At 66.5% G+C, this 18498-nt stretch carries 19 protein-coding genes; 6 read left to right on the top strand and 13 right to left on the bottom strand.

What is annotated here, in order from left to right; genetic code table 11:
* The first annotated feature begins 83 nt into the window (after positions 1-83).
* The 3 genes from B5F79_RS00420 (at position 84) to B5F79_RS00410 (ending at position 2030) form a co-directional block, all read left to right on the top strand.
* Positions 84-461 (top strand): GntR family transcriptional regulator, encoded by a 378-nt coding sequence (locus B5F79_RS00420; RefSeq protein WP_087216937.1) that lies wholly within the window; start codon positions 84-86, stop codon positions 459-461.
* Between the two features lie 9 nt (positions 462-470).
* Positions 471-1583: a DUF1648 domain-containing protein gene (locus B5F79_RS00415; RefSeq protein ID WP_087216936.1), complete on the top strand. Its 1113-nt coding sequence runs from the start codon at positions 471-473 to the stop codon at positions 1581-1583.
* Positions 1584-1820: 237 nt separating this feature from the next.
* The gene (locus tag B5F79_RS00410; protein ID WP_143786191.1) at positions 1821-2030 is read left to right on the top strand and encodes a hypothetical protein; all 210 of its coding nucleotides are present in this window, start codon (positions 1821-1823) and stop codon (positions 2028-2030) included.
* A gap of 208 nt (positions 2031-2238) precedes the next feature.
* Here the strand turns inward: B5F79_RS00410 and B5F79_RS00405 are convergent, their stop codons facing one another.
* From B5F79_RS00405 to B5F79_RS00390, 4 genes are all read right to left on the bottom strand, one after another.
* Positions 2239-2601 carry a metal-dependent transcriptional regulator gene (locus B5F79_RS00405; RefSeq protein ID WP_087216934.1) on the bottom strand — a complete coding sequence of 121 codons (363 nt, stop codon included), beginning with the start codon at positions 2599-2601 and terminating at the stop codon, positions 2239-2241.
* A complete protein-coding gene (locus B5F79_RS00400) occupies positions 2591-4378 on the bottom strand; it encodes an ABC transporter ATP-binding protein (RefSeq protein ID WP_087216933.1) in 1788 nt (595 codons plus the stop codon). Before B5F79_RS00400 ends, B5F79_RS00405 begins: the two co-directional genes overlap by 11 nt.
* A gap of 11 nt (positions 4379-4389) precedes the next feature.
* Entirely contained in the window at positions 4390-6186 is a 1797-nt protein-coding gene (locus B5F79_RS00395; protein WP_087217134.1) for an ABC transporter ATP-binding protein, read from the bottom strand.
* A 133-nt stretch (positions 6187-6319) separates the two neighbouring features.
* Entirely contained in the window at positions 6320-6535 is a 216-nt protein-coding gene (locus tag B5F79_RS00390; protein ID WP_275083312.1) for a helix-turn-helix domain-containing protein, read from the bottom strand.
* 103 nt (positions 6536-6638) lie between these two features.
* Here B5F79_RS00390 and B5F79_RS00385 point away from each other — a divergent pair, with 103 nt between their 5' ends.
* Complete coding sequence (locus tag B5F79_RS00385) at positions 6639-7142, top strand: hypothetical protein (protein WP_087216932.1); 504 nt, start codon at positions 6639-6641, stop codon at positions 7140-7142.
* A 66-nt stretch (positions 7143-7208) separates the two neighbouring features.
* Positions 7209-7400: a hypothetical protein gene (locus tag B5F79_RS00380; RefSeq protein WP_087216931.1), complete on the top strand. Its 192-nt coding sequence runs from the start codon at positions 7209-7211 to the stop codon at positions 7398-7400.
* A gap of 216 nt (positions 7401-7616) precedes the next feature.
* Here B5F79_RS00380 and feoB read toward each other — a convergent pair whose 3' ends face one another.
* Positions 7617-9554 carry a ferrous iron transporter B gene (gene feoB / locus B5F79_RS00375; protein ID WP_087216930.1) on the bottom strand — a complete coding sequence of 646 codons (1938 nt, stop codon included), beginning with the start codon at positions 9552-9554 and terminating at the stop codon, positions 7617-7619.
* Positions 9551-9775 (bottom strand): FeoA family protein, encoded by a 225-nt coding sequence (locus tag B5F79_RS00370; protein WP_019128997.1) that lies wholly within the window; start codon positions 9773-9775, stop codon positions 9551-9553. The genes feoB and B5F79_RS00370 overlap by 4 nt, the downstream gene beginning before the upstream one ends.
* A gap of 169 nt (positions 9776-9944) precedes the next feature.
* Here B5F79_RS00370 and B5F79_RS00365 point away from each other — a divergent pair, with 169 nt between their 5' ends.
* Positions 9945-10976 (top strand): helix-turn-helix transcriptional regulator, encoded by a 1032-nt coding sequence (locus tag B5F79_RS00365; protein ID WP_087216929.1) that lies wholly within the window; start codon positions 9945-9947, stop codon positions 10974-10976.
* 111 nt (positions 10977-11087) lie between these two features.
* Here the strand turns inward: B5F79_RS00365 and B5F79_RS00360 are convergent, their stop codons facing one another.
* The 7 genes from B5F79_RS00360 to B5F79_RS00335 form a co-directional block, all read right to left on the bottom strand.
* Positions 11088-11603, bottom strand: coding sequence for a sigma-70 region 4 domain-containing protein (locus B5F79_RS00360; RefSeq protein WP_143786190.1), 516 nt, complete (start codon positions 11601-11603; stop codon positions 11088-11090).
* A gap of 125 nt (positions 11604-11728) precedes the next feature.
* Complete coding sequence (locus B5F79_RS11245; RefSeq protein ID WP_275083307.1) at positions 11729-11857, bottom strand: iron dependent repressor, metal binding and dimerization domain protein; 129 nt, start codon at positions 11855-11857, stop codon at positions 11729-11731.
* Between the two features lie 49 nt (positions 11858-11906).
* Positions 11907-13640, bottom strand: a complete 1734-nt coding sequence (locus tag B5F79_RS00355; protein WP_087216927.1) for an ABC transporter ATP-binding protein — start codon at positions 13638-13640, stop codon at positions 11907-11909.
* A 2-nt stretch (positions 13641-13642) separates the two neighbouring features.
* The gene (locus tag B5F79_RS00350; RefSeq protein WP_087216926.1) at positions 13643-15487 is read right to left on the bottom strand and encodes an ABC transporter ATP-binding protein; all 1845 of its coding nucleotides are present in this window, start codon (positions 15485-15487) and stop codon (positions 13643-13645) included.
* A gap of 141 nt (positions 15488-15628) precedes the next feature.
* The gene (locus B5F79_RS00345; protein WP_087216925.1) at positions 15629-17182 is read right to left on the bottom strand and encodes an ABC transporter ATP-binding protein; all 1554 of its coding nucleotides are present in this window, start codon (positions 17180-17182) and stop codon (positions 15629-15631) included.
* On the bottom strand, positions 17179-17889 hold the full coding sequence (locus B5F79_RS00340) for an energy-coupling factor transporter transmembrane component T (RefSeq protein WP_087216924.1): 711 nt from the start codon (positions 17887-17889) through the stop codon (positions 17179-17181). Before B5F79_RS00340 ends, B5F79_RS00345 begins: the two co-directional genes overlap by 4 nt.
* Entirely contained in the window at positions 17886-18497 is a 612-nt protein-coding gene (locus tag B5F79_RS00335; RefSeq protein ID WP_087216923.1) for an MptD family putative ECF transporter S component, read from the bottom strand. The genes B5F79_RS00340 and B5F79_RS00335 overlap by 4 nt, the downstream gene beginning before the upstream one ends.
* Position 18498 lies beyond the last annotated feature (1 nt).

The raw sequence follows: 18498 nt of genomic DNA, 5'->3' as shown, positions 1-18498 counted from the left end.
CTATAACAGTTGACGGCATGCTACCACTCATCTGCTCCATTTGCTATAGTTCATATAGAACAATTTTCGGAAACGGGCACGCCATGGTCATCACCGTCGACAAGCTATCGGACGCCCCGCTCTACCTGCAGCTGCGCGACGCCGTCATCGCGGGTATCGCCTCGGGCGAGCTGCGCCCCGGCGACGCCCTGCCCTCCGTGCGCTCGCTCGCCGAGGACCTGGGCATCAACCTGCACACCGTCAACAAGGCCTACGCGACGCTGCGCGACGAGGGCTACGTCATCATGCTCGGCCGGCGCGGCGCCTACGTGGCGGACGCCCCCGCCGACCCCGCCGCCGGCATGGGCGAGGCCGCGCTCGAAGCGGCCCTTACCAAGCTCGCCACCGAGTTCAAGGCGTCCGGCGGCACCCGGCACGCATTTCTCGCGGCCGCCAAACGCGCCGCACAGAACCTGGACTAGGGAGCGCACATGTCGCCTGACCTCATAGCACTCGTCACCAACGCGTCGATGGCGCTCATCACCTTCCTCTCCGGCTGCCTCGTCGCCGCGACGCCCTGGCTCACCCGCGGGCGCGAGGCGTTCGCGGTGAGCGTGCCGGAAACGGCGCAGGCAGACCCCCGCATCCAGCGCATGCGGCGGGTCTTTCTCGCCAGCGTCCTCGCCATCTCGGCCGCATCCGCCGTCGCCACCCTGGCGCTCTCCTCCACGTTCCCGCTCGCGATGGCGGCGGTGGTGTGCGTGCCGGTCGCGGCGGGCTTCGCGCTCATGCTCGCCTTCCGCGCCCGCGTGCAGGCGATCAAGCGCGCCGAGGGCTGGGAGACGCGCGCGGCACGGCTCGCCGTCGTCGTCGGCGCCTCCGAGGCGAACGCGCCCCGCCCGCTCCCGCTTGCGTGGAATCTTCTCTATGTGCCCGTGATCCTGGCGACGCTCGCCCTCGCGCTCGCGCTCTACCCCGCGATGCCGGACCCGGTGCCCGTGCACTTCGACGCCGCGGGCGCGGTCGACGACTGGATGGCCAAGGGCTGGCAGGTCATCGCCATGCCGCTCGCCGTCCAGGCGTTCATGGCGCTCTGCCTCACCGCGTCGCACTGGCAGATCCTGAGGAGCCGCCGGCCGGCCTCGCCCGAGCACCCCGTCGCCTCCGCCATCGCCTACGGCGCGTTCGCCCGCGCCCAGAGCGCGGCGCTGCTCGTCACGGGCCTCGTGATCACCATGTCGATCGCGATCATGCCGCTCGCCTTCGCCGGCGTGGTCAGCTCGGACCAGTCCCTCGTGGCGCTCGTCGTGATCATCATCGGCGCGATACTCCCCAACCTCGCCGTCTCGCTCGTCTACGGGCAGGCGGGGTCGCGCCTCCTGCGGCGCATGACGGCGTCGAGCGCACTCGACTACGACGACGACGAGCGTTGGCACCTCGGCGTCTTCTACGTGAACCGCGAGGACCCCTCCGTCGTGGTGCCCCGGCGCTTCGGCGTGGGCTGGGCGATGAACTGGGGCAACCCCAGGTCGTGGGGGCTCGTCGCGCTGCTCGTCGCGGCGGTCGCGGCCTTCGTCGCGGTGGTCGAGGTCCTGCTCAGATAGGGCGGACCGGCTCGTCCACGCAAGAGGTCCAACCCCCGAGCGCCCGCGCCCCGGACGACCCGCCGGGGCGCGGGCGCCCTCATGCCCGGCCGGCGGCCGGAGCGGCGGTCGGCCCGTCGCCGACCGGGTGGCGCCTGCACTTTGCGGCCTCAAGGGCGCATGCAAAACCTCGCACAAACCTCCGCGCGGTTCCGGTTGGTGGGGGTTGCGGGCGCCCGGCGCCCTTTGCAGACGCCCTTGACCCCGCGACGCTCCGGCGCGGCTCCTCGGGGAGCAAGGCCGACGACGACGGGCGCGCTCGTCGGCGCGGGCGTCGTCGAGCTCGCGGGCCGCTCGGTCCGCTCGGGCTTCTGCTCGTACCCCCTCGCCGCCGTCCCTCGGGACGCGCTCGAGAGGCTCCGCGGCTACGAGGAGACCGTGCGTTCGCTCGCCTCCCGCGAGGGGTGAGAGAGCGGGTGACCGGGGAGCCTTTGCGCGGAGCACCCGCGGCGCCCGCGGTATGATTGGCTGGTGGGAGGGGCCGTCCGTGGGGATTGATCGTCTGGGCGGCCCCTCCCACCGGGGTTCTTCATCCCATTTGAAATGTTGCCAGCTCCGCCCGGAAAAAGAGCCGCCCTGAAAACCACACGTTGGGAGACTCGCTCGCCCATGTTGCTCAGCCCTCTGGCGCCAGGCGCTCTGAGAGCTTGCGGAACGAGTCCTCGGAGAGGCAGTGCTCCATGCGGCAGGCCTCCGCCGAGGCGGTCCGGGCGTCGACGCCCGCCTCGACGAGCAGGCGCTCGAAGAAGCGGTGGCGCTCGAGCGTCGCCGACGCGGCGCGCTCGCCCTCCTCGGTGAGGAGCACGTCGTGGCCGCACATCCGGACGAGGCCGGCCGCGGCGAGGTTCGAGAGCGCCTTCGTCACGCTCGGCTTGGAGCGTCCGAGACGCTCGGCGATGTCAACGTTGCGGCACGACCCGCGCAGGCGGCGAATCACGAGGATGGCCTCGAGGTAGTCTTCGCCCGACTCATGAAGCATCGATCGCCTCCCCGCTCACGCCGGCGACGGTCTCCTCGCCTATGCGCCAGCCCTCCGCGCGGCTGCGAATCTCGACGAAGCGGCGATACGTCCCTTCCTGACCGAGTAGCTTCTCGTGCGTGCCGCGCTGCACGATTCTGCCGCCCTCGACGACGAGGATCTGGTCGACATGCTCGATGGTCGCGAGCCTGTGCGCGATGACGACCACCGTCTTCCCCCGCGTGAGCTCGGAGAGGGACTCCTGTATGAGGGACTCGTTCTCTGGGTCGATGCTCGCCGTCGCCTCGTCGAGGATGACGATCGGGGCGTCCTTGAGCAGCGCCCTGGCGATGGAGATGCGCTGCTTTTGGCCACCGGAGAGGGCGCCTCCGGCCTCGCCCACCAAGGTTTCGTAGCCATCCGGAAGCTCGCGGACGAACTCGTCGACCCGCGCCCTGCGCGCCGCCTCGACGACCTCTTCGCGCGTGGCGCCCGGGCGCCCGAAGCGAATGTTGTTCTCGATGGTGTCGTTGAACAGGTAGACGTTCTGGAACACCGCCGAGAAGTTCCTCAGAAGGCCGTCGCAGGTCAGCTCTCGCACGTCATGCCCCCCGACAAGGACCGAGCCCTCGTCGACATCCCAGAAGCGCATCATGAGGTTGGCGATCGTCGTCTTGCCCGATCCGCTCGGGCCCACGATGGCGCACGTCGTCTTCTCCGGAATGCTGCACGACACGTCCGACAGCACCTTCGCGCCCGATTCGCGACCGTACGAGAACGAGACGCCTCGCAGCTCGATACCGTGCTCAGTAAGGGGGACGTCTCGGCCGTCGGAATCGATGTAGGGGGCGTTCTCTATGGCGTCGATACGGTTCATGATGTCATCGAGATCGCCGAGCATGTGGGCGGAATCGTTCACGCGCTCGACGCCGGAGAACACGGTGAACGAGAATGCGCAGAGGGCAAGGAGCATCCAGAGCTCGATGCCGCCGTTCGCATATCCCCACACGGCAGACGCCACGACGCTGACGCTCGCCAACTTGAACGCAACGAGGTGGACGAGATTGCGAGGCGTGAAGCCGAACTCGATCGCGATGCGTGCCTCCTTCAGCCTCCTTATCGTTGCCAGGATGGGCCGCATCGCGGCCCCTCCATGGCCGTACGGCTTCGCCGTTCCGAGCCCCCGGACGTACTCGACGATATCCCCAGCGAGTTGTTCGGTCTCCGCATGCGCCCTCGGCGTCAGGCGCTTCGAGACCCTGTTTACCGCCGTGAGCGCGAGGCAGGATACGACGGTGCCGGCGAGGGCGGCTAATCCGGCCATCGGCTCGAGGATGAAGAGGAACGCCACAACTGCGGCAAGGTTTACGTAGCCGTTGATCACTGCGTCGACCATCTTCATGCCCTGAAGCTCCAAGATGCCCAGTTCCGTGGTCGCCGTCGCCAGTATGTCGCCCGTCTTGACCTCGTCGAAATAGCCGAGCGGGACGCGCTTCAAGACGTTGCCGATCTTGATGCGATCCTCAGGCGCCACCTCGTATCCGATTGACTCCTGCAACCGATTCTTCCCGTATGTCAGGATGAAGCGCAAGCCTATGCAGGCGATGAGCGCCAGAAGCGACCACCAGACCCACGACGGGTCGAGCTCCTGGATGCCGCGCGCATCCTCCGCAACACGGGCGAGCAGCCAGGCCGCGAGCATCACGGGCGCGGCCGTTGCCCACGTCATGAAGAACGAGCAGACGCAGCCTAGGATGAGTCTTTTCTTGTAAGGGCCGGTCCAGCGGACGATTCTCATGAGAGCCTAGATCATCGGGAGCCCCCTTTCTGGCCACTCGATCCAGCCGCCCAGTCCCTCGCCCCGATGTGCGCCCTCCACATGCGCCCGTAGAGCGGGCATTTTGCGAGAAGGTCGTCATGGGTCCCTTGGTCGACGATCGAGCCCTTGTCGATAACGATGATGTTGTCCGCAGCCGTGATCGTCGAGAGCCGATGGGCTATGACCACAAGCGTCTTTCCGGCCGAGAGTTTCGCGATAGAGCGCTGGATCTTGTCCTCGTTCTCCGGATCGGTGAACGCGGTGGCCTCGTCGAGGAGGACGATCGGCGCGTCTTTGAGGATCGCGCGGGCTATCGAGATGCGCTGGCGCTCCCCACCGGAAAGGGCGCCGCCGGCCGCGCCGGCTTGTGTGTCATAGCCTTGCGGGAGCTTCGACACGAACTCGTCGCAGCAAGCAGCCCTGGCGGCCTCGGCGACCTCCTCGTCCGTCGCCTGCGGTCGACCGAGACGGATGTTCTCCCGGATCGTGGCATCGAAGAGGTAGTTGTCCTGGGCGACGAAGCTCACGAGTTCGGACAGCTGGTCGAGGGGCATCTCGCGGACGTCCACGCCGCCCACGGAGACCGATCCGCCGCATACGTCCCAATGGCGCGCGACAAGACGGGCGATGGTCGACCTGCCCGAGCCGGAAGGGCCCACCAGGGCGGTGAACGAGCCCTGCGAAATCGCGAGGGACACCCCATGGAGGACATCGTCGCCCTCGTCGTAGGCAAACCTCACATCTTTCATCTCGATCGACGCGTCGAGCGGCAGCGCCCGCTCGGCGGGATCGGAGAGCTCGGGCAGGTCGAGGAACTCTCTCGTGTCCGCGACGGCGTACTCCATGGACTTCATCTCGTTGACGAACGAGGTGAACCTCATGATCGGGTCAACGACGGCAAGCGCCAAAATCACGCACATCGCGAATTGCGACGGGGAGAGCGCTCCCGCGAAGTACATCCAAAGTCCGACGGGCAGCACGCCCAGAAGCGTCGTCGGCATGATGCTTGCCATGAGGTTCATGACGACCCACGTCGAGCGGAACCATCCCATCGTGTAGTCCTTGAAGCTTCGCACCGCATCCGCGTACTTCCGATACGAGTCGCTCGCCTGGTTGAACGCCTTGACTACCTGGATGCCCTCGATGTACTCGACGATCACGCTGTTCACGTGGTTGCTCTCGGCCATGTACGCCGCGTACCTGGCGTTGAACTCCTTGAGGCTCGACGCGAACACGGCAAGCCCGATCGGCACGGACGCCAGGCAGGCCAGCGCCACGCGCCAGTCGGTGGCCACGAGCCACGCCGCGAGCCCCAGGGCGAGGAGCGTCGACCCGGAGAGCTCGGGGATCATGTGGGCGAGCGGGACCTCGATCCCCTCTATCCGGTCGATGAAGACGTTCTTGATCTGGCCGATGCTCTTCCCCTGCACGGTGCCGAGCGAAGCCCCCATCAGCTTGTCGACGAAGTCCCGGCGAAGCGTCTCCAAGATGGTGTAGGCGGACACGTGGGAGAGAAGCGTCGAGACTCCGAACAGCATTTTGCTCGCGACGTAAGACGCCGCGGCCAGGCAGAGCCAGGGCAGCGCTTCCTCGAAGGCGAGCCGCCCCTCCATGGCTGTCGCCATGATCCGATACACCGCGTAGAAGGGCACGAACCCCGCGGCGACGCTCAGGACCGATGCGAGGAGGGAGCCCGCCATCCTCCCCCTGCATCGTCCCGAGTAGGAGAGCAGCGTGCCCAGCCAGGCGCGCTGTCCGCCGTTGCCCGACTTCTCGTTCTCGGCCATAAGCACCACATCCTCATCCCGCGCCGTCCGGCGCGGCCGCAAAAGAGTTAACCTTAGCTTATTATCGTGTCGGACAGGGGCGCCTTCAGCTCCATCTGGGCGATGTTCGCCCAGATGGTCAGAAACAACGGCCCTACTGCAAGGTGCGACGATAGTCGGCGGGACAGACGCCCCACACGGACTTGAAGGCGGCGGAGAACTTGGACGGGCTGTCGTAGCCCACCGCGGCCCCGATGTCGGCCACCCTCATCTCGGACTCCCTGAGGAGCTGGGCCGCGGAATCCATCTTGAGGCGCCGGAAGTACGCGGCGGGAGAGGAAGAGTTGATGGTATGATGGCAGCCCGGCAAGCCCCTTGTTATGTTCCGCGAAAGCGGGTAAGATACCTATCGATGGACCCGGGATGACCGCTGCTTGCATGTCACCGGGTCTAAATTTTTATCTGGAGGAGCCATGGCCGAAGAGCCGAAGACGAACCCCTCGTCAGAACCCACGACGGACGATGCGCGCGCCACGAGGGCGTGGGCGGAGCGCTGGCTCTCGCATAAGAGGTTCGCACCGTACCTTGCCGCCTGCGGGGGCGACGTGGAGCGGGCGCTCGACCTCTACGAGTGGAACATATCGCTCGGGCAGGTGCTCATGAGGGACATCTCGCACTTCGAGGTCGCGCTGCGCAACGCCTACGACCGCGTGATGGGCGAGCGCTGGGGCGGTGCCCACTGGCTGCTCGACGAGGGGTCGCCGGTGCTGCGCCCCATCGTGCGCATGAGCAAGAGCGGGAAGGCGCGCGACGTGAACCTCGTGAACCGCCGCGCCGTCGCCGAGGCGCGCAGCAACGCGCACGATCGCGACGACTCCGACCAGGTGATCGCCAACCTCATGCTGGGCTTCTGGACGCACCTGACCGACCGCAGCCGCGAGCGCGACCTGTGGATCCCCTACCTCAACGCCGCGTAGCCGAGGGGCACCAACCGTAATGACCTCAACCGAGTCCTCGCGGCCATCAACCGGGTGAGGAACCGCGTGGCCCACAACGAGCGGCTGTTCGACCCCCTGACGGAGACGCTCTCGCCTGCCCGCGCCGACGCGGACATCACACAGCTGCTGCGGGTCCTCTGCCCCGAGGCCGCCGAGCGGCTGTACGGGGACGGCGGGAGGACGCCCGTCGAGCTGTTCTGCAAGGAGCACCCCGCGCCGGCGGACGTGAGGCTGTAAGGGATTCGGGGACGGGGCGTCTACGGGCGCCCTTTTCCTTGCCCTTCGTGACGCACCCATCTTCCAAAACGAGAATCCTGTCACAGCATTCCGCAACAAGATCCATATCGTGGGCTATCACGAGCACGGCAACACCTCTTGAGGCGATGTCTTTCATTACATCTGCCACTCCAACCATATGGAAGAAGTCGTGCGGCGACTGCGGGGCAACGCTCGCTAGGAGCATAGCGAGCTCACGTGATAAACGACGCACCCCAACAGCAGCGAGCAGCAGATGTAGAACGCTGCGGTGATGACAGTCCACTTGGTCGAGTGCACCTCACCCCAGGTCGCCGACACGCTCGCCGCGCACGGCATGTTGAACGTGAACGCGAAGATGAACGCGAGCGCCTCGGGAGCCGAGATGGCCTGCGCCATGACCTCGCCGATGTTCGACGCCGCGGCGGCGGCGCCGGTCATGACGCCCACGAGCACGGCGTTGGGCGTCGCGGCACCCGTGAAGAGCCCCGAGAGCACCCCGAGCGCGGACTCCTTGAGCACGAGGGCGCACAACCACGCGGTGAACGTCTGCCAACCCATGCCGAAGAAGCGCGTGACCGGCTCGATGGCGGTACCGAGCGCGTAGAGCACCGACCCCTCGACGTTGCCGGTCGCGGTGTAGGTAAGCGCCCAAATCGCGAAGGCGAAGAGGGCGACGACCCGGATGGCTCGCACGAACATCTGTCGGCTCTTGAGCAGGGCTCCGCGCGCGACGTTGCCCAGATGCGGCCGATGGTACGGCGGAAGCTCCATGACCATGCCGGCGCGCTCCCCCTTGGCCACCAGGCGCGGCCCGAACACCCTGCCCACGAGCCACATGATGAGAATCGTCACGACGAAGATGCCCACGATCACGAGCGGCGCGCCGGCCACGCCGAAGAACGCCACGGCGAGCACCGGAACCACGCCCCAGGTCGAGCCGCACGGGATGGCCCAGGCCATCATCACCGTGAGCATGCGCTGGCCCCACGAGTCGATGACGCGCGAACCCGACACGCCGCCCATCGTGCAGCCGAGGCACATGAGGAAGGGCATGAGCGACTTGCCCTGCAACCCGAAGCGCGCCATGGTGTGGTCGAACACGTAGGAGATGCGCGCCATGTAGCCCGCCTCCTCGTAGAGGCCGAACACGAGGTTGATGCCGAAGACGTAGCCCACCATCATGGTGCCGAAGCACAAACTGTTGAACACCACGCCCGCGAGGAAGCTGCCCAGAACATCGGGCGCGCCCGCCTGCGCGAGCGCGCCCGCCACGACCTGCCCGAGCGACGAGATGGCGCCGCCGAGCATCATGATGGGAATAGCCGGCACGAACGCCAGGATGAACCCGAGCAAGATCATGCCGATGGTGATGGGCTTCGACCAGCGTGAGCCCGTGACCACGCGATCGAAGCGCGAAAGCGCGTGCGGGCGCGCGGGCGCCTCCACCGCTCCGTCGAGCAGCCTCTCGATCCAGGCGAACTTCGCTGCGGCCGTGCCCTGGATCGTGTCGGGGGCGGAAGCGATCCCCTCGCGCAGGCGCGCACCATCCACGACGGAACGCTCGCGCACCGTGCGTGCAAGCGCGTCAAGCAGCGCGCCGTATCCCTCGGGGCGCGAGGCGACGAGCGGCACCACAGGAACGCCCAGCCGCCGCGCGATAAGGACGGCGTCGATCCGCTTGCCCTGGTTCTCGGCGACGTCCATGAGGTTGAGGGCGAGCAGGCACGGCTGCTCCGGGCACGCCGCAACGAAGTCGGCGAGCATGTAGAGGCTGCGCTCGAGCTGCGACGCGTCGGCCATCACGAGCACGATGTCGGCAGCGCCCGATGCGAGGTAGTCGCGCGTCACCTCCTCTTCGGGCGAGTTGGCCGCGAGCCCGTACGAGCCGGGGAGGTCGACGACCTGGAACGCCGTGCCGCCGCGCTCGAACGTCCCCTCCTTCCGCTCCACGGTCTTGCCGGGCCAGTTGCCCACGTGCTGGCGCGCCCCCGTGAGCCCGTTGAAGAGCGTCGACTTGCCCGAGTTGGGCTGGCCGAGCAGCGCGACCGTGACGCCGCCCGCCGCCTTGCGGGCGGCGGGCGCCTTCGCGCCTCCCGCCGCGGGGCAGGAAGCCGCACATCTCTCGCAGCTCATGCGACCACCTCCACCTCGATGCGCATGCAGTCGCCGCGATCGAGCGCCACGTCGCTGTCGCGCACGTGCACGAGCACGGGCCGGTTCTTGACGTTTTGCAGGACCTCGACGGCGCATCCCTCCGTCAGCCCGATGGCCGTGACGCGCGAGACGAACCGGTCGTCGCCGGATACGGATGCGATACGGGCAGAAAGCCCCGTCGCCACATCGCATAGTCTCATGGAATCGCTCCTTTCCTTAAACGGGCATGACGCCCGCGGCCACCAAAGTAAGCCTGGAACGTATGCCCCCTCAACTCCGCGATGTAGGTTCAGCTCCAAATCTCATCAAGTTAGATAAAATAAACTTTTGAGACGAATGGGGCTGGACTGCGCGAACGGGAGATAGCCTATGGGGAACGCACCCTTCACCGATACGGAGAGCAACCGGGGGACGCGCCTGCGCGTCGCCTCCGGCGTCGAGCTCGCCCAAGACGCCGACGGCGTCTACGAGCTGGTGCTGTCGCACCCGGTCGGGAGCGGGTGCATGCGAGGCCGACCCCTGTCGCGCGACCTGTTCGTCGCCAACGTCGACTTCGCGTGCGAGCGGTGCCCCAACGTCCCAGAGGCCCCGTCCGTCCCCCTCCCCGCGTTCTCGCGGGGCAAATGGCTGACGATAAACCTGTGCCACGAGGGCCGCTGCGAGGTCGACGTCCCGAGCGGGGGTCTGGCGACGGTCTCGGCCGGCGAGGTGTGCATCAGCTGCTCGCAGGAGCGCCCCGCCGAGTTCCGGTACCCCTCGGGACGCTACCGGGGCGTCGAGGTGTTCGTGAACACGCGTATCGCTCGATCGCCGCTCTTCTCGCTACTCGATGACGAGGATGCCGTCGAGGCCATCGCGCGACAGGCGGGCAGCGCCGCCGTGCTCAGCGGCGACGGCGAGCTCAACGGGCATATGAGACGCATCGCCGCCCTCGTCGAAGCACCCGACAGGGCTCTGGCCACCTACGAGGTTCTCGGCTTGCTGCTTGGCCTCCAACGTCGCGACCTCTCCTGCGCCAGACCCCGCTTCATCCTCACACGCGCCCAGATGCACATCGTTGCCGCCGTGCACGACGAGCTCGAGGGCTCTCTCGACTGCGCCCACGACGCCCGCGTGCTAGCGTCGGCGTTCGGTGTGAGCGCGGCGACACTCAACCAGTACTTCTCGCGGGCATACGGGAGCACTGTCGCGGGGTACCTCCGCAAGCGGCGCATGGAGGTCGCCGCCGCCCTGCTTGCCAGCGGAGCGCGCGTCGCCGAAGCCGCCGTGCGCGTCGGCTACGCGAACCCGAGCAAGTTCTCCTCCGCGTTCAAGAGGGAATACGGAACCGCACCGAGCGAGTGGAGGCGGCGTCGATTCGGCGAGAGGGAGGGCGTTCACGAAGTCAAGGGGGAGTTCTAGGAACGCTGACGCGCGGCGGCTTGCCGGCGGCATGGTCACCGAGCCGAATCATTTTTGACCCCGGGATACTCAAGCCCGTTCGGGCAGGGGCCGAACGGGCTTGAGCGACCTTCAATCCCCGTCGGTCAACAAGGCCCTCATCCGCCTCCGTGCGCGCGCAAGGCTGTACTTCACCGCCCGCTCGGAGCAGCCCTCGCGACGGGCGATCTCCCTGACCGGGAGGCGCACGACGGCATGCATGAGTAGGCGGCGAAGCTGGACTTTCGGCAGCCGGGACAGCGCCGCGACGAACTCGTCCGCCTGGCAGTGCTTCATGAGGGCGAACCCCGGGTCCGACTCTGGTCCGGTTGACGCGGCGGACGGGCCCATGGCATCGAGGCCGAGCGTGTGCCGGGCCTCCCTGCGCTCGATCCGCCTCGCCTCGCGCCGCATGTCCTCGAGCGCGCCGGCGACCGCCGCGTCCACCTCTACGGGGACCGTCGTCCCGCCGGGGCCCGCAACGATGACAACGGTGCCACGGGCGCTCCCGGCAACGGGGCCGCGCCCGTAAAGCCGCGCTACCCCGTCCCCCTCCCGTCGAGGCGCGCACATGCCCACAAGAAGGCGGCCCCTCTTGTCGTTCGGCAAAAGGGGCCGTTCTGAAAGCCGCCGTGGGGAGGCGCGCTATCCTATGCGGCGCCGGTCTCTGGGGCCAGGCGGTCGGCGAGCCTGCGGAACGAGTCCTCGGAGAGGCAGTGCTCCATGCGGCAGGCCTACGCCGAGGCGGTCCGGGCGTCGACGCCGGCATCGGCGAGCAGCCGCTCGAAGAAGCGGTGCCGCTCGAGCGTCGCCGACGCGGTGCGCTCGCCTCCCTCGGTGAGAAGAACGTCGTGCCCAGACATCCGGACGAGGCCGGCGGCGGCGAGGTTCGAGAGCGCGTTTGTCGGGACGTCAGGCGAGCTGGCGGTCGGCCGCCCACATCACGGCGTACTTCCCGCCTCGCGCGACGAGCTCCTCGTGCGTCCCCTGCTCGATCACATGCCCGTCGCCGATGACGGCGATGCTGTCGGCGGTCCTCACGATGGGCAGCGTGTGCGCGATCATGATTACCGTCTTGCGGCGTGCGAGAAGGTTCCCGATCGCCCGTTTGACCGCCAGCTCGTTTTCGATGTCGAGCGATGCCGTCGCCTCGTCAAGCAGCACGATGGGGGAATCCCGCAAGATAGCGCGAGCGATGGAAAGCCGCTGCCGCTCGCCTCCCGAGAGGCGCGACCCGTTCTCGCCGATGCGGCTGTCGTAGCCCTCGGGCATCCGCTCGATGAAGCCCTCGGCGTTCGCCAGGCGGCACGCCTCCCTGATCTCCTCACCGCTTGAGCCGGGTTTGGCGTAGCGCACGTTTTCGGAAATCGAGTCGTCGAACAGGAAAACGTCCTGGTCTACGATCGACACGTTCTCGAGCACGCGCTCGGGGGCGTACGCCGCCGTATCCGTGCCTCCGATGAGGACCGATCCCTTGTCGGGCCTGTAATACTGGGCAACGAGCGAGAGCGCGGTCGACTTTCCGCAGCCTGAATCCCCCACGAGCGCCGTAAGCCTGCCGGGGAGACACACGAGATCGAGGCCTCGGAACACGGGATTGTCCCGCTCGTACGCAAAGTCGACGCCAGCAAGCTCGATGCCCGCGTCCCCGACAGGGAACGTGGTGTCTGTACCCTGTTCCTCCTCTTCGGAGGCGACTTCCGCAATGCGGCGCTTCGCAATGGACAGGTTGCGGTAGGCGGTCAAATCGACGAAAAGCGCCGTCGTCATCTTGATGATGAACAAGGGCAGCATGATGATGAGCACGGCGGAGACCACATCGAGCGTTCCCGCGAGCAGCGCTTCGCCGCAGACGAGAAACAGTGCGGGCGTCCCCATGCCGATAAGGGCAAACACCACGGCACCCGGCGGCGTTACCGCCGCTTCGTACCGATAGCTGATGTCGGAGAACGCACGCATGCTCTCGACGATGCGGTCGTTCGCCGTCCCGCCGATGCCGTAGGCGCGCAGCGTCTGCATACCCGTCACGTGTTCGACGATCGCGCTCGCGTTCGATACCTGGATGGCGCTTTTGCGCGCGCCGAAACGCCTGACCTGGCGCCACGAGTAGGCGAGCCCGGGAATGACCAGGAGGTACATCGCGGCGACGATGATCCCCGCCGGAGCGAAAAGCCAGGTAACGAACGCGATGAGCATGGTCGCCAGAGAGATGTTCTTCGCGATGCTGCCGGTTTTGTGCGTGAGAATCTGCTCGTAGTCGTTCACGTTCACCGTGAGCGCGTTCAGGTAATCGCCCGAGCTCCGTTCGGTAAAGCGCGAAAGGGGGATCTTCTTGATCTTCTCGCCGAGATAGACCCTGATGCTTCGGCTTATCTGAGCGCCGCCGATTTGTCCTTGGAGGTAGCCGTACCCGTACACGACGAGACGGACCGCGAACACCGCCGCGACCGCCGCCGTCATGGCGAGAGCCGACGACATCGTGAACGTCCCCTCAAAAACGCCCCGTATCACGAGGTAGATGAGGACGAAGTTGCACCCATCGAGCACTCCGTCCGCCACCATGCAGGCAACGTGAATGGAAAAACGCCTGTTCTTCGCGAAGATGCGCGCGGAATCCCGCCGCGACGCCGTATTCTGACCCGTCACCGCTACGCCCCTTTCCTCGAGCCTGCCCCGGCGCCTTCTGCGGAGCTCCTCGTCGAGCCCGCTTCCCCGCCGCCCGAGCTGTCGTCCTCCGAAGCGTCCGCCCATCCGAAGCTGACGCTTCGCGCTTCGTCGTAGTCGCGCCATGCCCGCGCGTAATACGGGCACGACGCGAGAACCCGTTCATGCGTGCCGACCGCCGTCACGGACCCGTCTTCGACGACGGCGACCCGGTCGCATCCGCGGACCACGCCGAGGCGGTGCGCGATGATGATCACTGTCTTCCCCTCGCACAGGTTCCCGATCGCCGTATCGATCTGGAGCTGGTTTTCCGGATCGGCGGCGCTCGTCGCCTCGTCGAGGATAAGGATGAGCGCGTCCTTCAGGATGGCGCGCGCGATAGCGATACGCTGGCGCTGCCCTCCCGACACCCTGTCGCCAAGGCTTCCCATCTCGGTGTCGTAGCCTTCCGGCAACGTCATGATGGAATCGTCGATGCAGGCAAGCCGCGCGGCCCGGCGCACGTCCTCGATCGAGGCGTCGAGGCCCATCCGGATGTTCTCCAAGATGCTGCCGCTCGTGAGGAACGTCTTCTGGAAGACGACGGCGACATGCGCCAAAAGGTCGTCGTATTCGATCGACCGCACATCCTGCCCACCGATGAGCACTTCGCCGGAATCGGGATCGTAGAAGCGGCTGATGAGCTCGACCAGGGTCGTCTTCCCCGCACCGGACGGCCCGACGATCGCAAGTCGCTCTCCCTGGGCGATGCGCAGCGATACCCCGCGCACCACCTCGCGAGAGGCGTCGTAGGAGAACCGCACGTCGCGAAGCTCGATGTCGGATCGTTCGGGGAACGGCGATCCGCCTCCGAACACCGGCATGTCCAGCAGCTCCTGGACGCGCGTCGCGCCGCTTGCGACCTCGGCGAGCTTGGATCCCACCTCCTGCAGCAGGCGAATCTCCACGAGGTAGAGGGATCCGACGAACGCGAACAGCAGGTAGGTGCTCCCCGAGATGGCGGCCGTCGTGAACATGAGCCCGCCGAGGGGAACCATGATGAGCAGCCCGCATTCGATTACGACCAGGTACGCCGCATAGGCTGGCGCGGTCTTGCGGGATATCTCGCACCATACGTCGTACTCTCCGTCGACGCTGTCCCGGAAGCGCTTGAAGGAGGCGGTCCCCATGTTGAGCGCCTTGATGACCCTCATTCCTGAGACGAACTCGACCATGACGGAGTTCATATGCGAAAGCGCCTCGGCAGCCCGGGGCATGACCTCTCCCATCACCTTGAAGCACGCCCCCATGAGCGCTACGGCAGCGGCAAAGGGGATGAGCGTCGCGAGCGCGAGCGGTGCGTTCGTCGAGCACAGGAAGGCGAACGCCGCGACGGGCCCCGCAAGATACATAAACGCTTCGGGAATGTTGTGGGCCAAGAACAGCTCGAGGCGCTCGACGTCGTCGAGCAGCACCGTCTTGATCTGCCCCGCCGACCGCTCTCCCAGGGACCCAAGCGGCGCGTGCGCCAGATGGTCGACGACCCGGCACCTCACGTCGAAAAGCGTCCGATAGGCGCCCTTGTGCGACAACAGGCTCGAGGCGGCGAAGCATGCGTACTGCACGACGAATCCAATCGCCACTACGACGGCGCACCGCGCGAGCAGCCCCTCGGTCAGGGTCCCCGCATACGCCGCCCGCATGATCTCGAAAACGCCCCAGTACGGAACCATGGTCATAAGGCCCGATGCCGTCGCCGTGATCATCGACGCGACCAGAAACTTCCGATTGGCGCCCGCCCATGCGAGCACGAGCGAGAACGCCCCGCCTGCCTTCTTCTCCTTTGCCATACCGCCTCCTTGTTCGCATGTCTGCACTTGTTCGTCTCTGTGACGAACGGACGTATTCGATCACGTAGTTTCAAGGCGAGGATAACTATTCTGCTTTCTAGCGGCGCTTACGAGGCGTGCATACGTCTTCTCGGCGCAAGGTTACGTCCAATCGTCGCACTGGCTATCGACGAATAACGCACGGCGTATCGCGCCGACACCCCCCGCGACGTCGTAGCTGCCCGCAACCACGCCTTCGGAGAGCTCCACGGCGCGATCGCAAGCGCACGCAATGAACTCAAGATCGTGCGTCACCACGAGAACGACTCGCCCCTCGTCGGCAAGGCGGCGGATAAGGCTTGCCACCCGCCTCATGCTCTCAAGGTCGAGCCCGCTCGTCGGCTCGTCGAACACGAGCACGTCTTTCCCGGCGGCGACGCACGACGCAACCGCAAGGCGCTGTTTCTGGCCGCCCGAAAGCGTTGCCGGATGGCGCCCGGAAACGTCACGCAGGCCAAGCGACGATAGGATGCCCTCCACGTCGACCGACCGCGCGCGGTCCTTCGGCAAGCCGAAGACGACCTCCGATGCGGCGCTTTCGGCAAAGAGCTGGTAGTTCACATCTTGGAATACCATCGACGAGCGCGAGAGCCGCTCCCGTTCGTTCACCTCTTTGCCGAAAAGCCGAAACGCCCCCGATCCTTTCGCCAGGCCGCATATCGCGCGCGAGAGGGTCGATTTGCCGGCGCCGTTTCTCCCCACAAGGGCGACGACATCTCCCGCTCGCACCGAAAGGTCCACACCGCGAAGCACCTCGTGCTTTCGGTACCCCGCCCTCGCGTCGCGAACATCGAGCCCCGCTTCCGCCTGAAAGACTTCGCCCGCCCCGGCCCGCCCATCAGCCCGCGGTGCCGACTCCGAACGCGTTTGGGAATCGGCCGTCACGCGAGCCGATGCCGCGACGTCGTTCAGGCTTCGGACGCGCAGCCCGAGCTCGCGGACTTCTCGCGCGGAGAGCGATGCGAACTCCTGCGCGGAAAGCCTCTTCGTAACGCGGCCGTCGCCCATGACCACAATCTCGTCGGCGATTCCCGCAAGCCACCAGAGGCGATGCTCGGCGACGAGCACGGACGCCCCGGCGGCTTTGGCGGTCGCCACGTACGAGCGCAGGTCCATGATCGCCTGCATGTCGAGATTGCTCGTCGGCTCGTCGAGCACGAGGTTCGTCGGCCGCGCCGCCCATGCGCTCGCGAACGCGATCCGCTGCTTCTCACCGCCCGAAAGCGAGAAAATGCTCCTGTCGGCGAGATGTCGGATGCCCAGCTCGCTGACGGTCTCCGCCACGCGTTTGCGGATCTCCTCTTCCGGCGTCGAGCGGCTTTCCAAAGCGAAGGCCATCTCGCCGGTCGAATCCACGTTGAAAAACTGCGTGCGCGGATTCTGGAACACGCTCCCGACGCAGAGCGCGACCTCCCAGCTCTGCATCTGAGCGCAATCGCGCCCGTCGATTGTCACGCGCCCGGAAAGCGCACCGGGAAAGAACGTCGGAGCGAGCCCGTTCGCCAGCCGCGTCACCGTCGTCTTGCCGCACCCCGACGGGCCGCACACCAGCACGCACGAGCCCTGCGGAACCGCAAGGTCGAGCCGCGACACGCCTGCGGCCCGCCCCGGCGCGGACCGCTCGTAGGTAAACGTCACGTCGCAAAGCTCTATCATGCCAGGCCCCTTAGTACGATCGCCGTCGCGAGGACGGCCGCGGCAACGACGGCAACCGCCGCGTCCGCTATGCCGAACTCGATATGCAGGTAGCACGTGCGCGGCGCCGGGTTCTCGATTCCTCGCGCCACGCTCGCGCACGAAAGCTCGTCGGCAACGTTGAGCGCGTTCATCATGAGCGGGACGTACAGGCACTCGACCGTGAGGCCCGGCCTGCGCAGAAAGCCGCCGAGGGTGGGGCTCACCCCGCGCATGCGCATGGCGTCCTTGATGTAGCCCCAATCCTCGCGAATAGCGGGAACGTAGCGCATCATCACCGCGAACGGAATCGTCACCTCGCGCGGGCAGCGCATCTTCGAAAACGCGCTCATGAACTCGTTGACCTGCGTGGTCGAAACGATGATGGCCGCCAGCAGCCCGCAGGGAAACACTTTGCGGACGAGCAGGAAGAACGAGTTGAAAAGCGTGCTGAAGATGCCGAGGTTCACCTGGACGAGCGCGATGGCGATTCCCATGGCTGCGCAGTAGAGGGCGAACATCGCGATCGACAGGCGCATTTTGCCGCACAGCGCCCCGAAGACGACGGCGAGCGCCATCATCCCCGCCTCGAACGGCAAGCCCGGGGAAAAGAGCACCGCAAGCGCCCAGACGAACAGCAGGGCGAGCTTCGTTCGCGGGTCAAGGCGCACGGAAAGCGGCCCGCTCACGCCGTCATCCCCGCTTTCTCGAACTGCTTGCGCAGCATCCGCATTCCAACGAGCGCGCTTGCCAGCGCGCAGGCGATCGTAAGCCCGATCATCGCAGGCAGCACCCAGTCGGCGCCGGTTGCGACCATCGTGTCCATATTCGCTTGTTCGGTGCCCTTTTCGGTCAGGTACGCGGAATACCCCGTCGGATCAAGCCAGAGCATAATGTAGGAGCCCATGGGGTTGAGCGAGAAGACGAGGAAGCTCGCGATGTTGAGCGGCTTGCTTCTAAAGCCTCCAGCGCCCGCTATCAGGTCGCCCACTATGCCGAGCACGACGAGGAACACCGACCAGAGCCAGTACATGCCCGTAACGAACATGACGACCGCCTCGACGATGCCAAGGATGATGAGGGGTCCGTGCTTCGGCACGCGGGTGACGAGGAGCAGGTAGACCGGACCGGTGAGAAGCGCCGCGCCCGCCGGCATGAGAAACGTCAAAACCGGGTTGGGCGCGAACAGCATGCTCCCCACCATCATGAACACGAAGTAGAGCGCGATGCACACGCCCGTGGTCACGAGGTCTCTCGCCCCGAGGCCACGTTTCGCCTTCTGAACGCCGCTTTGCATA

This window comes from Olsenella sp. An285 (assembly GCF_002159625.1).
GTDB lineage: Bacteria > Actinomycetota > Coriobacteriia > Coriobacteriales > Atopobiaceae > Thermophilibacter > Thermophilibacter avicola.
The sequence above is the reverse complement of the archived record's forward strand: the minus strand, read 5'-3'. Positions and strand labels throughout refer to the sequence as shown.

Coding starts and splice junctions, on each gene's coding strand:
- B5F79_RS00415 (WP_087216936.1), top strand. CDS start 471: ATGTCGCCTGACCTCATAGCACTCGTCACCAACGCGTCGATGGCGCTC.
- B5F79_RS00370 (WP_019128997.1), bottom strand. CDS start 9,775: ATGAGACTATGCGATGTGGCGACGGGGCTTTCTGCCCGTATCGCATCC.
- feoB (WP_087216930.1), bottom strand. CDS start 9,554: ATGAGCTGCGAGAGATGTGCGGCTTCCTGCCCCGCGGCGGGAGGCGCG.
- B5F79_RS00365 (WP_087216929.1), top strand. CDS start 9,945: ATGGGGAACGCACCCTTCACCGATACGGAGAGCAACCGGGGGACGCGC.
- B5F79_RS00400 (WP_087216933.1), bottom strand. CDS start 4,378: ATGAGAATCGTCCGCTGGACCGGCCCTTACAAGAAAAGACTCATCCTA.
- B5F79_RS00395 (WP_087217134.1), bottom strand. CDS start 6,186: ATGGCCGAGAACGAGAAGTCGGGCAACGGCGGACAGCGCGCCTGGCTG.
- B5F79_RS00345 (WP_087216925.1), bottom strand. CDS start 17,182: ATGATAGAGCTTTGCGACGTGACGTTTACCTACGAGCGGTCCGCGCCG.
- B5F79_RS00350 (WP_087216926.1), bottom strand. CDS start 15,487: ATGGCAAAGGAGAAGAAGGCAGGCGGGGCGTTCTCGCTCGTGCTCGCA.
- B5F79_RS00335 (WP_087216923.1), bottom strand. CDS start 18,497: ATGCAAAGCGGCGTTCAGAAGGCGAAACGTGGCCTCGGGGCGAGAGAC.
- B5F79_RS11245 (WP_275083307.1), bottom strand. CDS start 11,857: ATGTCTGGGCACGACGTTCTTCTCACCGAGGGAGGCGAGCGCACCGCG.
- B5F79_RS00420 (WP_087216937.1), top strand. CDS start 84: ATGGTCATCACCGTCGACAAGCTATCGGACGCCCCGCTCTACCTGCAG.
- B5F79_RS00385 (WP_087216932.1), top strand. CDS start 6,639: ATGGCCGAAGAGCCGAAGACGAACCCCTCGTCAGAACCCACGACGGAC.
- B5F79_RS00405 (WP_087216934.1), bottom strand. CDS start 2,601: ATGCTTCATGAGTCGGGCGAAGACTACCTCGAGGCCATCCTCGTGATT.